Source organism: Pseudomonas sp. MG-9 (assembly GCF_018729515.1).
Classification (GTDB): Bacteria; Pseudomonadota; Gammaproteobacteria; order Pseudomonadales; family Pseudomonadaceae; genus Aquipseudomonas; species Aquipseudomonas serboccidentalis.
In genome coordinates this window covers 823,288-836,121 of record NZ_JAHHZH010000001.1, presented here as the reverse complement: position 1 = coordinate 836,121, position 12,834 = coordinate 823,288, and the positions used below count along the sequence as shown (strand labels likewise).

Below are 12,834 nucleotides of genomic sequence, written 5' to 3'. Positions count from 1 at the left end.
ATGAGTTTCTCGAACAAGGAACAGGGTCATGCCAAAGAGGCATTGTTGCCGGCGGCGCAGGACATCGACGCCCTGGTGCGCGCCGAACACCACGACCCGTTTTCCATTCTCGGCCCGCACGGCGATGGTGCTGGCGGGCAATTCATCCGTGCCTATCTGCCCGGTGCGTTGAAGGTTGAAGTGCTGGACAAGGACAGCGGTGAAGAACGCGGCGAACTGACCGCCACCGAAACCCCGGGGTTGTTCGTCGGGCACTTTGCGCAGGCTCGGCCATATCTGCTGCGTACGCGCTGGGCCGGGGGCGAGCAGGTGGCTGAAGATCCTTACAGCTTCGGCCAGTTGCTCGGCGAAATGGATTTGTATCTGTTCGCCGAAGGCAATCACCGCGACCTCAGCAGCTGCCTCGGCGCGCAACTGACCACGGTCGATGGTGTCGACGGTGTACGTTTTGCCGTGTGGGCGCCGAATGCCCGACGCGTGTCGGTGGTCGGCGATTTCAACGTGTGGGACGGTCGCCGCCATCCGATGCGCCTGCGGCATCCGTCCGGGGTCTGGGAGCTGTTCATTCCGCGCCTGCAAGCGGGCGAGTTGTACAAGTACGAGATCCTCGGCGCCCACGGCATCCTGCCGCTGAAGGCTGACCCGATGGCGCTGGCCACCAGCCTGCCACCGGACACCGCGTCGAAAGTCGCCGCGCCGCTGCAGATCAACTGGCAAGATCAGGACTGGATGAGCAGCCGTCGCGAGCGGCAACAGCATTCGCAGCCACTGTCGATCTACGAGCTGCATGCCGGATCGTGGCAGTGCGAGCTCGACGATCTGGGCGAAGTCGCCCGCCAGTACACCTGGCCGGAGCTGGCTGAGCGGCTGATCCCTTACGTCAAGGAACTGGGGTTCACCCACATCGAGCTGATGCCGATCATGGAGCACCCGTTCGGTGGTTCGTGGGGCTATCAATTGCTCTCGCAATTCGCTCCGAGTGCGCGTTACGGCACACCGGAGCAATTCGGCGATTTCGTCAACGCCTGTCACCGCGCCGATATCGGCGTGATTCTCGACTGGGTCCCGGCGCATTTCCCCACCGATACCCATGGCCTGGCGCAGTTCGACGGCACGGCGTTGTACGAATACGGCAACCCGCTGGAAGGTTTCCATCAGGACTGGGACACGCTGATCTACAACCTCGGACGCACCGAGGTGCACGGCTACATGCTGGCGTCGGCGCTGCACTGGCTGAAGCATTTTCACGTCGATGGCCTGCGGGTCGACGCGGTGGCCTCGATGCTTTATCGCGACTATTCGCGCAAGGCCGGCGAATGGGTGCCGAACCGCCACGGCGGCCGGGAAAACCTCGAAGCCATCGATTTCCTGCGGCACTTGAATGACGTCGTCGAGCTGGAAGCCCCGGGGGCGCTGGTGATCGCCGAAGAATCCACGGCATGGCCGGGTGTCAGTCAGAGCACCCAGCAGGGTGGCCTCGGTTTTGCCTACAAATGGAACATGGGCTGGATGCACGACTCGCTGCATTACATCCAGCAGGATCCGGTGTACCGCGCACACCACCACAATGAGCTGAGTTTTGGCCTGGTCTACGCCTGGTCCGAGCGCTTCATCCTGCCGATTTCCCACGACGAAGTGGTGCACGGCAAGCATTCGCTGATCGACAAGATGCCCGGCGATCGCTGGCAGAAGTTCGCCAACTTGCGCGCCTACCTGAGCTTCATGTGGACCCATCCGGGCAAGAAGCTGTTGTTCATGGGCTGCGAGTTCGGCCAGTGGCGCGAGTGGAATCACGATCAGCAACTGGACTGGTACCTGCTGCAATACTCCGAGCACAAAGGCGTGCAGAAACTGGTCGGCGACCTCAATCGTCTGTACCGCGACGAACCGGCGCTGCACGATCAGGACGATGCGCCGCAGGGTTTCCAGTGGCTGATTGGCGATGACGCGATCAACAGCGTGTATGCGTGGCTGCGCTGGAGCAAGGACGGCAAACCGGTGCTGGTGGTGGCCAACTTCACCCCGGTGCCGCGCCAGTCGTACCGCGTTGGCGTGCCGTTTGCCGGGCGCTGGACCGAGTTGCTCAACAGCGATGCCGACACCTATGCCGGCTCCAACTATGGCAATGGCGGCGGGGCGTTCACCGAAGAGGTGCCGAGCCATGGGCAGGGGCTGTCGCTGGAACTGAACCTGCCGCCGCTGGCGGTGTTGATTCTCAAGCCGGAGGGCTGACAGACACCGCTAACCCGGTGGGAGTGAGCTTGCTCGCGAAGGCGATATGTCAGTCAACGATGATGTTGAATGTTCAGCCGCTTTCGCGAGCAAGCTCGCTCCCACAGTGATCCTGGGTGGTCCGAAAATCACCAGCGCATCCGCACCCCCACGCTGCCAATCAACCCGTTCAAATCATTGTCATCCACATCACTGCTGTAATCGGCGCTGACATACAGGCTGACGACAGGCGTTACTCGCGCCACCAGCCCCAGCCCTAACTCGACCGTCGACGATTTGCGGCTGCTGCTGATCTTGTCGACCTGATCCAGGGTCACCGTGTTGCCGGTGTAGACCGTGTGCCAGAGGTTGGTGCGCACGTAGGGTTCTACCGGCAGACCGTTCAAATCGTAACTGCCTTTGAGGCGCGCGCCGACGCGGCCGCTCCACGCCGACAGATCGGTTGATGAAGCATTGCCGGAACCTGCGTACGGTGTGTCGAGGGTGATGCGTTGGTTGATCAGTTGCGCCTGGGGTTCGACCACCCAGTTCTCGCTCAGGCCGATCGGGTAGCCACCCTCGACCGAGAAAGTCATCGCGCTGCCTTCGGTGGCTTGGCGTGCGCCTTGGCCGTTGCGGCTGAAACCGCTGACCCGGCCACCGCTGGCCGTCAGATCGACATGCCAGCCCTTGTCGCCGGTCAGGCGATAATAGGCGCCGAGGCTCTGGCCTTGCAGGTTGAGGGTGTCGGTGCTCGGGTCGGCGAGGGCGCGGCTGTTGAGCAGCCCGCCGCTGTTGGCCTGGATCTGGTTGCGCCCGCCAATCAGGCCGATGGTCTGGGTGTGGCCGCCGGAGGTTTGCACGGTGAGCACCGCCGGGCCTTTGAAGTCGCCGCTGCCGGGCGTGGCAAAACTTGGCGAAAGCACGTCGGTTTGCGCTTGCCGGGCGTTTTGCCCGTACAACTGATCCCAGGCCGCCGGGGCCAGGTCTTCGGTGATCAGGTTGACGCCTTGCAGGTCGGGGCGTGGACTCAAACGCTGTGGCTCGGGGGTGATCACGGTCGCCGGCAGGATCAGAACGGGCACATCCTGGCGATACCAGGGGGTGGTTTCATCCGCTGCAAGACCGGCTTGCGCCTCCATGGATGAGCACAGCAGGATCGAACTCGACACTGTGCAGAACGTCACTTTGATCTCTTGTGGGGGGAATGAGCTTTTCATGGAGGTCTACCTTGCAAGCGCATGCGGGATCTCTTTTCTGGCGTCTCTCCTACCCCGAACGAGGGGCGACCGAATGGAGCGGGGCGAACCGCGGTCGCTCGATTTCGCGAGTGCCGGAAGGGTCGCCCCGGGTTAGTGATTCCGGGGGTAGTAAGGTAGAGATAAGAAGAGCGAGGCTGTTGCGTCAAGAAACTGATCGATGAGCGGTAAGGTTTAATCAGAAGCTGCAAGCTTTTGTTTTGCTGCAGATATATAAGTTGTTGTTTGCAGGGGGAAACGCCGCGCTGTCAGCGAGACAGAGCGGTTACCTGCCAGGCTGCTGGTCTGGCGTCTGATGCGGATTCGCCTGTTCGACACCGAGGCTCGCCGTTCATTGCTGTCAATATCGCTACAGAAGTCGGTGCTTACAGATGCACCTCAACCGCCAGCGGCAGATGATCCGACAGATGCGTCCACGGCTTGTTGCCGAGGATCTGCGGGTCGTGGCTGGTGGCGTTGCGCAGGTAAATGCGGTCCAGGCGCAGCAGCGGGAAACGTGCCGGGTAGGTCTTGGCCGGACGGCCGTGGTGGCGCTCGAAGGCTTCGTGCAGGTAGTCGCGGCGGGCGAGGGCGACGTTGCCCTGCAGTTGCCAGTCGTTGAAGTCACCGGCAATGATCACCGGCGCATCGTCGGGCAGCGATTCGAGCAACTGGCAGAGCAGTTGCAACTGCAGTTGGCGGTGGCTTTCCAGCAGACTCAGGTGCACGCAGATCGCGTGCACCTCGGCGTGTCCCGGCACGTCCAGTACACAGTGCAGCAGGCCTCGGCGCTCGGGGCCGGTGATCGACACGTCGAGGTTGCGGTATTCGCGGATCGGGTACTTCGACAGCAGGGCATTGCCGTGGTGTCCATCGGGATAGACCGCATTGCGCCCGTAGGCGAAATCGCTCCACATGCTGTCGGCGAGAAATTCGTACTGCGAGGTTTGCGGCCATTCGTTGTAGCGATTGGAATGTCGCTCGTGTTCGCCCACGACTTCCTGGAGAAACACCAGATCGGCCGAGGTACTGCGCACCGCTTCGCGTAGTTCCGGCAGGATGAAGCGCCGGTTGAGGGCGGTGAAGCCCTTGTGGGTATTGACCGTCAGCACGCGCAGGCGGTGAATGACGGGGGCGTCGACGGCGTGACGCTTGGGATCGCTGGACACGTTCACTCCTCTGAAAAAACGGCTTCCTGTTCATGCGACTGGTCTGTGGGCGGGCAGTTCCTTCCAGATGCCTCAGTCCAATACAACCGGGCCAACCTTGGAAATAAACGCAAACCCGCAACCACGTTTAAAGTACACGAACCGTTACGCCATAACGGCTACAACGCCTTGCGCCGTTACCTACGCGTACGCCAGAATCCACCGGCTTACACGGCTATGGGCCGGGCTATATCGTTTCCCTGTCACTGAACATCAGTGATCGGGTTTGGTAGCCCGTTTCGGTACGACCGTATGGCATCACCTTATGCAGCCTCTTTCTTGCGGCTCAGCTATATATGGTGGACATGCGTGGGGCTCATTCGTGAGCGCCGGGTTCCGTATCGACCGGTCTACCAACCCGCGCATGGCCACCACCCATCGTTTGGTAGCGAGGGTGATGGCTCCTGTTTCTCGATACGGAGCTTCATCTATGTTCAAAGCCACACCCAACCCCCCAGACGCCGACCCGATCCCATACGACCCGGCCCTCGACCCGCAGAAGATAAAAGAAGCGACCGACCGCGCCATCAAGTTCTACCTCAACCCCGGCGCACTGAAGATATCGATCCCTTCAACCCCGTCACGCAAATCGAACAGAATCTTCCTCATCGACCCGACCGTTGACGAAGAAACTCTACTGGTCGAAGCCTGCGAATCACTAGCCGCCGCCAGCGACATGGCCCGCGATATCGGCAGCGCGCTCGACGACTCACACCGCCGCGCCGTGTTGATGCTGCATCAGGTGATCATGCTCAGTGAACTGATGATCAACCGAGTCCTGGACGGCCGCCGCGTGCCGAACTAGTCACCCGGCCCCTGTAGGAGCTGCCGCAGGCTGCGATCTTTTGATCTTGTTTTTAAAAGCAACATCAAAAGATCGCAGCCTGCGGCAGCTCCTACAGAGACTCATTCTTTCGAAGTGCCTCGATCGGAGTTCCATCTGATGTCCGAAACCACCCCCAATCCGCCGCCCACAGACGCGGTATCACCCTACGAATCCCACAACTCCAGAAAACTCCACGAAGCCGCCGAACGCGCCCTCGACCACTACCTGGCACCCGCGCAAATCATGGCGACGCCCTACACCCCCAGCAGCATGTTCATGGTCAACCCGCAAACCGACACCGAATCCCTGCTGGCCAACGCCTGCGAATCCCTGGCCTCGGTCACGGTGATGCTCGGTGATTTCGCCGGCACGCTGGAAGGGCCGAGTCGCAATACGGCGCTGGGCATTGCCCAAGTGGTGATGCTGGGCGAGTTGGCAGTGAATCAGGCGCTGGATAACGTCGTGCCCAAGGATTAGGCGGCAACTGTTATGGCCTCATCGCGAGCAGGCTCGCACATTGGATATGCGGTGCTCAGCTATTTCATGCCCGACAAAAAGTCCCCTGTGGGAGCGAGCCTGCTCGCGAAAGCGGTGTTTTAGCCAATACATCAAGTGCCTGACACGGCCTCTTCGCGAGCAAGTTTGCTTCCACAAGGAATGGTTGTTTCAGATGAAGACGATCTCGTACGGCAGTCGCATGCGTTCGAGGATGACCGGCGGCAGCATCGGTGCGATGCCGATCGCCGGTTCGCCCTTGAGCTGACTGGCGTAGGCATGTGTGGCGTGACTCTTGCGCGCTACGGTCCAGGTATCGAGCCGCAGCTTGCGCGCGCGTTCCCAGGGGATCAGGCCTTGGTCGCGCTCGGGCCAGTGCCAGGCCCAGACCGGCACGTCATGGAAAGTGGCGCCGACTTGCGCCGCCGCTTTGGCACTCGCGCGTCCGACCGTTTCGTGGTCGTCATTGCGATCATTGCGCCAGGTGCTGAACACCACGTCACCGGGGCGCAGGTAGCGGGCGATGAAGTCGGTCAGGTCGGCCTCGCGGTCGAGCAGCGCATTGTCGGTGAACCCGCCGCGCACCCATTTCAGACTGTGCATCGGCAGGCCGAGACGGCGCAGGGCCTCGACGCTTTCCTGCGGGCGAAACACGCTCAGGCGCTTTTCCGACCATTGCCGCGAGCCGGGATGGCTGGCGCTGCCGTCAGTGATCGAGAGCAATTGCAGGGGATGGCCGAGGCTGGAGAGCAATTGCAGGAGACCGCCGCAGGTCACCACTTCATCGCCCGGATGTGGCGCGACCACCACCGCTCGGGCACCGGCGGGTACCAGACTGTGGGTATTGATGACGGGGATGTTGTCCAGTTGCGGGGCGCTGTTCCAGATTTGCGCCGGCAATGGGTTGTCGCTGAGGGATAACGGTTTCATGGGTGTTACGTCCTTGTCGTGTCTGGCCCTCAGTCGTACAGACGCCGCAGAAAATCAGGCGTGCGCGACCCGTGAAGGCGGATGGATTGCCGTGCGACGCTCCGAACCCTGGATTGCCGCGCAGCAGAGTATTGCTCAAGACGGCCGGTTCGTCGCGTCACAGATCAATCTGATCCGCTTTTTTTTGATCGATCTGTACCAGGTGGCGCAAATAATCACCGAATCCGCCGCGTGCACGGCTGTCTAGACGAGCACTGGTGTGCACTTGCGGGCGATGGCTCCAGGCGATGTCGGCGCCGGACAGCTCCAGGTTTCGCACCAGTTGCACATCCTCATCGCAGGCCAGTGGCGGGAAGCCCCCGGCCCAGCGGTAGGCGTCGGCGCTGACCCCAAGGTTGGCGCCGTGGATGTGCCGATGTCCGTCGCGGGCCTGATAGTGGCGGTGATAGCGGATCTGAGCCGACTCATTGAACGACTGATCCCAGTGCTCGACGGTCACCGTGCCGCACACCGCGTCGGCACCGAGCCCCAGTTGCGCCACCAACCAGTCATCGGCCACGCGGCTGTCGGCGTCGGAGCAGGAGATCCAGCGCGCACCGCGCTCCAGCAGGACCTGCGCGCCGGCGGCCCGGGCCTGACCGACGTTGCGCGCGTCGATGTGCAGACTCAGCACCGGAAAGTCGCTGACGATCTGCGCCGAGCGGTCGGTGCAGCTGTCGAGCACCACCAGCACCTCCACCGGTTCGCCGGCCAACAACCCGTGTTTGCTGGCGCGCAACGCAGCGGTGAGGCATTGCCCGAGCAGGTCTTCCTCGTTGTGTGCAGGAATCAGAATCCCGATCATCGCAGGCCCTCCAGCGCGGCCACCGAGCGCGGTTCGCGGCTCCAGACTTCGAGAATGAAGTCGGCTTCCTGATGCAGTGCCACACGCGGCAGCGGCAGGTGTTCGTGGATCAGGTCGTGGACCTGACGGGCATTGAGCGGGCAGCCGTCGATCGGCGGGCGCCAGTGGCACGCCAGCAGTTGACCGTCGGCGGTCAGGGATTCACTGATGCGCCGGATCATTTCTGTCAGATCCTGGGTATCGAGGTAGTAGCCGATTTCGCTAAATACAATCAGGTCGAATTTTTCCTCCGGCCAGTCGCCAGGCAAGCGACTCTGGCGCACTTGGGCGTGGTCAAAAAGACTCAATCGGGTACGCGCCAGAGTCACCGCCGCGCTGGCGGTGTCGCAGCACAGCAGACGGTCGCAACGGCCGGCGAGTTCGGCGCTGAGCTCGCCATTGGCACAACCGGGTTCGAAGATCGCCCGGTAGTGCGCCCGGGGCAGGGCCGCGAGGGTGATGGCGCGTTTGCGCTGTTCGTACCAGCGCTCGCGGAAGGCCCAGGGGTCGTCGTTGGCACTGAACAAACCGTCGAAATAACGATCGTCGACGCTCATAGAAACACCACTTCGAAAGGTTGCAGCAGACGCTCCACCACGTAGGGCGCGAGCACGGGTGGCAGGCCGGCCTGCGGGTCGCCTTCCAGTTGGCTGGCGAATGCATGCACCGCGTGGCGTTTACGTGCGACTTGCTCGGGGGACAGCAAAATCTTGCGCGCTCGCTGCCACGGCACCGAGGCGTCTTCGGGATCGGCCCAGTGCCAGGTCCACACCGGCAGTTCGTGACAGGTGACGCCGACCCGGCGTGCGGCTTCGATACTGGCGCGGCCGACGGCTTCGTGATCGCAGTGACCGTCCTCGCACCAGGTGCTGAATACCACGTCACCGGGGCGCAAGTGGCGTTCAATGAACTCGACGAGCGCCGGTTCCTGCGCTGCCACCTGGGTATCGGTAAAACCGCCGCGCAGCCATTTCATCCGGTGCAGCGGCACGCCGAGGCGGCGCAGGGCCTCGGCCGATTCCTGTGGGCGAACCACGCTCAGACGCTCCACCGGCCAGCGCTCGGAGCCGGGGTGGCTGGCGCTGCCATCGGTGACCGAGATCAGCTCCAGGGGCCGTCCGGCCGCAGCAAGCAGTTGTAACAGCCCGCCGCACCCGAGTACTTCATCGTCCGGGTGCGGGGCGATGATCACGGCGCGGGTCCCGGGCGGCACCAGGCTGAGGACATCGACACTGTCCAGCGCGGCCAGTTGCCGGGAATGTTGCCATTGGTGCAGGGACGTGCCCTGACCGACGATCGGGTTGGATTTTCTGGCGGCGTTCATAGTGTCCAGACCTCCGCGGGATGTTCGGCCAGCCGTTGGCCGAGGGCCGCCAGGTCGCGCTCGGCGTGGCTCTGGCGCAGGAACACCGGCAGATCAGCGCTCAACCGGGCGAAATGCCGGTCTTTGCAGAACGGCCCGGCACCGAGTGCCCGGCCGACTTCGCGGATGACTTGTTCGGCCGACTGTTCGACCACAGCGCGGGCACGCCGCGCCAACAGTTCGGCGTCAGCCTCTGGGTGCGCATCGATGTGCAGTGCACTGAAGCGCAGCACGTTGGCCGCCGCGTACAGCGCCGCATCGACGGCGCCGAGATGGGCGAGGGCGTGCGGCTCCTGACGTTGTGCGCAGTGTTGGCGCAGCGCTTCGGCAATCTGCCGCGCCGCACCGTACCAGCACGCGGCGATGCCGATTCCGCCCTGCCAGAAACCGGGGCGTTGCAGGTAATCGCCGGGGTTGCCGATGGCTTGCGCCTCAGCACCGTCGAACAGTACTTCGACGCTGCCGGTGGCGCCCATGCCGACTGCCTGCCAACCCTCATTGGTCATGCTCACACCCGGTTGATCGAGGGCAACGGCGACCAGTTGCTGACGCTCTTCGGCGTCCCATGCGGTGAGCAGCGCATGGCTGAGCACCGCTGCGCCGGAGCACCAGGCCTTGCGGCCGTCGAGACGCACCATGTGTCCGACCGGGCGCACGTGCACCCGCGCCTGCGGTGGCTCGGCGGCCCACATGCCCCAGGTACTGCCCGGCGTTGGCGAACCGCCGAGTTGTTCGATGATTGCCAGGGCATCGGTATGGCCTTCGTAAAGTTTGCACAGGCCCAGATCGTGCCCGCCGACTTCGGCCAGGAGCTGAAAACGCTCCAGCGTGCGACCGCTGCCCGGCAACGGCAGTTGATCCAGCCCGGCTTCGACCATCGCCCGCAGGCACTGGCCGAGGGACGCGGTATGGGGATAGTCCGGCGGGCGGCGCGCCAGATAACTGTGCAGGTCCATATCAGTCTTCTTCTTCGCGTTGCAGTTCGAACAGCAGCAACGAACGGCCAGTGACGGAATATTGATGACCGAACTCGAAGCGCTCCTGACCGCGAATCGCCGGTTGATTGGTATCGACCATGCAGGTCCAGAAACGGCCTTCCGGCACTTCCGGCAAGGTGAAGTTGACGATGTCGTGGTGGGCGTTGACCACCAGCAGCAATGTCGCGTCGCCAGCCTTGCGGCGGATTCCGGTTTCCTGAGCGCGGCCATCGAGGAGCATGCCCAGGCAACGGTTGTGCGCGTCGTGCCAGTGTTCGGTGGTCATCTCGGTGGCGTCCGGCGCCAGCCAGGTCACGTCCTTGACGCCGATGTCCTCGTTGTACTCGCCGACCAGAAAACGTCCGCGACGCAGAATCGGATAAGCCAGACGCAACTTGATCAGGCGTTTGACGAACTTGAGCAACGCCTTGCCGTCCTCGCTGAGGTCCCAGTTGACCCAGCCGATGTCGCTGTCCTGACAATAGGCGTTGTTGTTGCCGTCCTGAGTGCGGGCGAATTCGTCGCCAGCGACGATCATCGGCGTGCCCTGGGCCAGCAGCAGGGTGGCGAAAAAGTTACGCATCTGCCGATGGCGCAGCGCATTGATCTCGGGATCGTCGGTCGGGCCTTCGACGCCGTGGTTCCAGGACAGATTGTTGTTGCTGCCGTCCTGATTATTCTCGTCGTTGGCTTCGTTGTGCTTGTCGTTGTACGACACCAGGTCGTTGAGAGTGAAACCGTCGTGGGCGGTGATGAAGTTCACCGACGAATACGGTCGCCGCCCGCGCTGGTTGAACATCTCGCCGGAGGCGGTCATGCGGCTGGCGAAGTCGGCGACCTGGCCGTCGTCGCCTTTCCAGAACGCGCGCACGGTGTCGCGGAACTTGTCGTTCCACTCGACCCAGCCCGGCGGGAAGTTGCCGACCTGATAGCCACCAGGGCCGCAGTCCCACGGCTCGGCGATCATTTTCACCTGACGCAGCACCGGGTCCTGACGGCAGGCGACGAGGAAGCTGTGGCGTTCGTCGAAACCGTCGTGATAACGCCCGAGAATGGTTGCCAGGTCAAAGCGGAAGCCGTCGACATGCATCTCGCTGGCCCAGTAGCGCAGCGAGTCGGTGACCATTTGCAGCACGCATGGGTGACTCAGGTCGAGGGTGTTGCCGGTGCCGGAATCGTTGATGTAGAAACGCTTGTCGTCGGGCATCAGCCGGTAATAGGAGGCGTTGTCGATACCGCGCATCGACAGGGTCGGGCCTTGCTCATTGCCCTCGGCGGTGTGGTTGTAGACCACGTCGAGGATCACTTCCAGATTGGCCTCGTGCAGGTGCGCGACCATTTCCTTGAACTCGGCGATCTTGCCGCTGGCCAGGTAACGCGGGTCCGGGGCGAAGAACGCGATGCTGTTGTAGCCCCAGTAGTTGGTCATGCCCTTGTGCAGCAGGTGCTGGTCGTTGACGAAGGCGTGGATCGGCAACAACTCCACCGACGACACGCCGAGCTTGCGGATGTGTTCGAGCACGTCATCGACCATCAACCCGGCAAACGTACCGCGCACGTTCTCTGGCACCGAGGGGTGACGCATGCTGATGCCGCGCACGTGGGTTTCATAAATGATCGTCTTGTCCCACGGCACGCTGACCCGGTGATCGTGGCCCCAGGTGTGGGCCGGGTCGATGACTTTGCACTTGGGCACGAACGGCGCACTGTCGCGTTCGTCGAAACTGAGGTCGGCATCCGGGTGGCCGATGGTGTAGCCGAACAACGCCTCGGACCATTTCAACTGGCCGACCAGTTGCTTGGCATACGGGTCGATGAGCAATTTGTTGTGGTTGAAGCGGTGACCGTTGGCCGGGTCGTAAGGGCCATAGACGCGATAGCCGTAGATCAGCCCCGGGTGGGCGTCGGGCAGATAGCCGTGGAAAATCTCGTCGGTGTATTCCGGCAGTTCGATGCGTTCGAGCTCGACTTCGCCGGCATCATCGAAAATGCACAGCTCAACCCTGGTGGCGTTGGCGGAAAACAGCGCAAAGTTCACCCCCAGTCCATCCCAGGTCGCTCCGAGCGGGAAGGGCAGGCCTTCACGGATTCTGGACGGCTCAGCGTGCGCTGCGGGCTCGGCTTTCTTTGGACGGGTCATGATTGCTCCTGCAAAACGGGGAAATTCTGATCTGATACAAAACCGTGTAGGAGTGAGCCTGCTCGCGATTGCGATCTGACATTCAACATTGATGTCGCCTGATATACCGCTATCGCGAGCAGGCTCACTCCTACAGGGGGTATTGGTATTTCTTGAGGACGAGTTGGCCCTCGGTGGCGAGCAAACTCGCCACACGGTCATTCAGTTCAATAATCCGGGGTGTGTCAGTTGGCCGGGGGTTTGCGGGGTGCCCGGGGCTTTTTCTCGGTGGCTTTTTCGCCCGGCGGGACGATCTTGGCGGCGCCGGCCGGTTTGGCTTTAGCAGCTGCCGGCGCCTTCGGTTTGGCCGCTGCAGCTTTACCATCCGTGTCTTTGGCAGCGGTCTTGCCGGCGGTTTTGCTGCCCGCCGCTTTCGGTGATTTCTTCGGCGCCAAAGCCTCGGCTTCAGCCAGTTTGCGCGCCATTTCCCAGTGGCGCGCTTCGTGACCTTCAGGCTTTCCTTCCGATTCCCAGATCTGATAGGCAAACTCGCGGATGCGTTTATCGTCGGTACTCATCGCAAT

12 protein-coding genes are annotated in these 12,834 nt (G+C 62.5%); 3 read left to right on the top strand and 9 right to left on the bottom strand.

The features are described from left to right. The gene (gene glgB, locus KKQ10_RS03790; protein ID WP_215500246.1) at nucleotides 1–2,232 is read left to right on the top strand and encodes a 1,4-alpha-glucan branching protein GlgB; all 2,232 of its coding nucleotides are present in this window, start codon (nucleotides 1–3) and stop codon (nucleotides 2,230–2,232) included. 128 nt (nucleotides 2,233–2,360) lie between these two features. On the opposite strand, the gene KKQ10_RS03785 is transcribed toward glgB, so the two are convergent. Continuing rightward, nucleotides 2,361–3,431, bottom strand: a complete 1,071-nt coding sequence (locus KKQ10_RS03785; RefSeq protein ID WP_215500245.1) for an autotransporter domain-containing protein — start codon at nucleotides 3,429–3,431, stop codon at nucleotides 2,361–2,363. 404 nt (nucleotides 3,432–3,835) lie between these two features. Further along, nucleotides 3,836–4,618, bottom strand: a complete 783-nt coding sequence (locus tag KKQ10_RS03780; protein WP_215500244.1) for an endonuclease/exonuclease/phosphatase family protein — start codon at nucleotides 4,616–4,618, stop codon at nucleotides 3,836–3,838. 469 nt (nucleotides 4,619–5,087) lie between these two features. On the opposite strand from KKQ10_RS03780, the gene KKQ10_RS03775 reads away from it, so the two are divergent. Both KKQ10_RS03775 and KKQ10_RS03770 read left to right on the top strand, forming a co-directional pair. Further along, nucleotides 5,088–5,462, top strand: coding sequence for a DUF6124 family protein (locus tag KKQ10_RS03775; protein ID WP_215500243.1), 375 nt, complete (start codon nucleotides 5,088–5,090; stop codon nucleotides 5,460–5,462). A 138-nt stretch (nucleotides 5,463–5,600) separates the two neighbouring features. Next, nucleotides 5,601–5,960, top strand: a complete 360-nt coding sequence (locus KKQ10_RS03770) for a DUF6124 family protein (RefSeq protein WP_215500242.1) — start codon at nucleotides 5,601–5,603, stop codon at nucleotides 5,958–5,960. Between the two features lie 189 nt (nucleotides 5,961–6,149). On the opposite strand, the gene KKQ10_RS03765 is transcribed toward KKQ10_RS03770, so the two are convergent. The 7 genes from KKQ10_RS03765 to KKQ10_RS03735 all read right to left on the bottom strand — a co-directional run bounded on the left by KKQ10_RS03765 (nucleotide 6,150) and on the right by KKQ10_RS03735 (nucleotide 12,828). After that, entirely contained in the window at nucleotides 6,150–6,908 is a 759-nt protein-coding gene (locus KKQ10_RS03765; RefSeq protein ID WP_127647039.1) for a PIG-L deacetylase family protein, read from the bottom strand. Nucleotides 6,909–7,065: 157 nt separating this feature from the next. Then, a complete protein-coding gene (locus KKQ10_RS03760) occupies nucleotides 7,066–7,752 on the bottom strand; it encodes a glycosyltransferase family 2 protein (protein ID WP_215500241.1) in 687 nt (228 codons plus the stop codon). Further along, nucleotides 7,749–8,348 (bottom strand): SAM-dependent methyltransferase, encoded by a 600-nt coding sequence (locus KKQ10_RS03755; RefSeq protein WP_215500240.1) that lies wholly within the window; start codon nucleotides 8,346–8,348, stop codon nucleotides 7,749–7,751. Before KKQ10_RS03755 ends, KKQ10_RS03760 begins: the two co-directional genes overlap by 4 nt. Then, nucleotides 8,345–9,115 (bottom strand): PIG-L deacetylase family protein, encoded by a 771-nt coding sequence (locus KKQ10_RS03750; RefSeq protein ID WP_215500239.1) that lies wholly within the window; start codon nucleotides 9,113–9,115, stop codon nucleotides 8,345–8,347. Before KKQ10_RS03750 ends, KKQ10_RS03755 begins: the two co-directional genes overlap by 4 nt. Further along, nucleotides 9,112–10,110, bottom strand: a complete 999-nt coding sequence (locus tag KKQ10_RS03745; protein ID WP_215500238.1) for an acyl-CoA dehydrogenase family protein — start codon at nucleotides 10,108–10,110, stop codon at nucleotides 9,112–9,114. Before KKQ10_RS03745 ends, KKQ10_RS03750 begins: the two co-directional genes overlap by 4 nt. Before the next feature lies 1 nt (nucleotide 10,111). After that, nucleotides 10,112–12,271 carry a glycogen debranching protein GlgX gene (gene glgX / locus KKQ10_RS03740; RefSeq protein ID WP_127647049.1) on the bottom strand — a complete coding sequence of 720 codons (2,160 nt, stop codon included), beginning with the start codon at nucleotides 12,269–12,271 and terminating at the stop codon, nucleotides 10,112–10,114. A 224-nt stretch (nucleotides 12,272–12,495) separates the two neighbouring features. Beyond that, complete coding sequence (locus tag KKQ10_RS03735) at nucleotides 12,496–12,828, bottom strand: DUF2934 domain-containing protein (protein WP_215500237.1); 333 nt, start codon at nucleotides 12,826–12,828, stop codon at nucleotides 12,496–12,498. Nucleotides 12,829–12,834 lie beyond the last annotated feature (6 nt).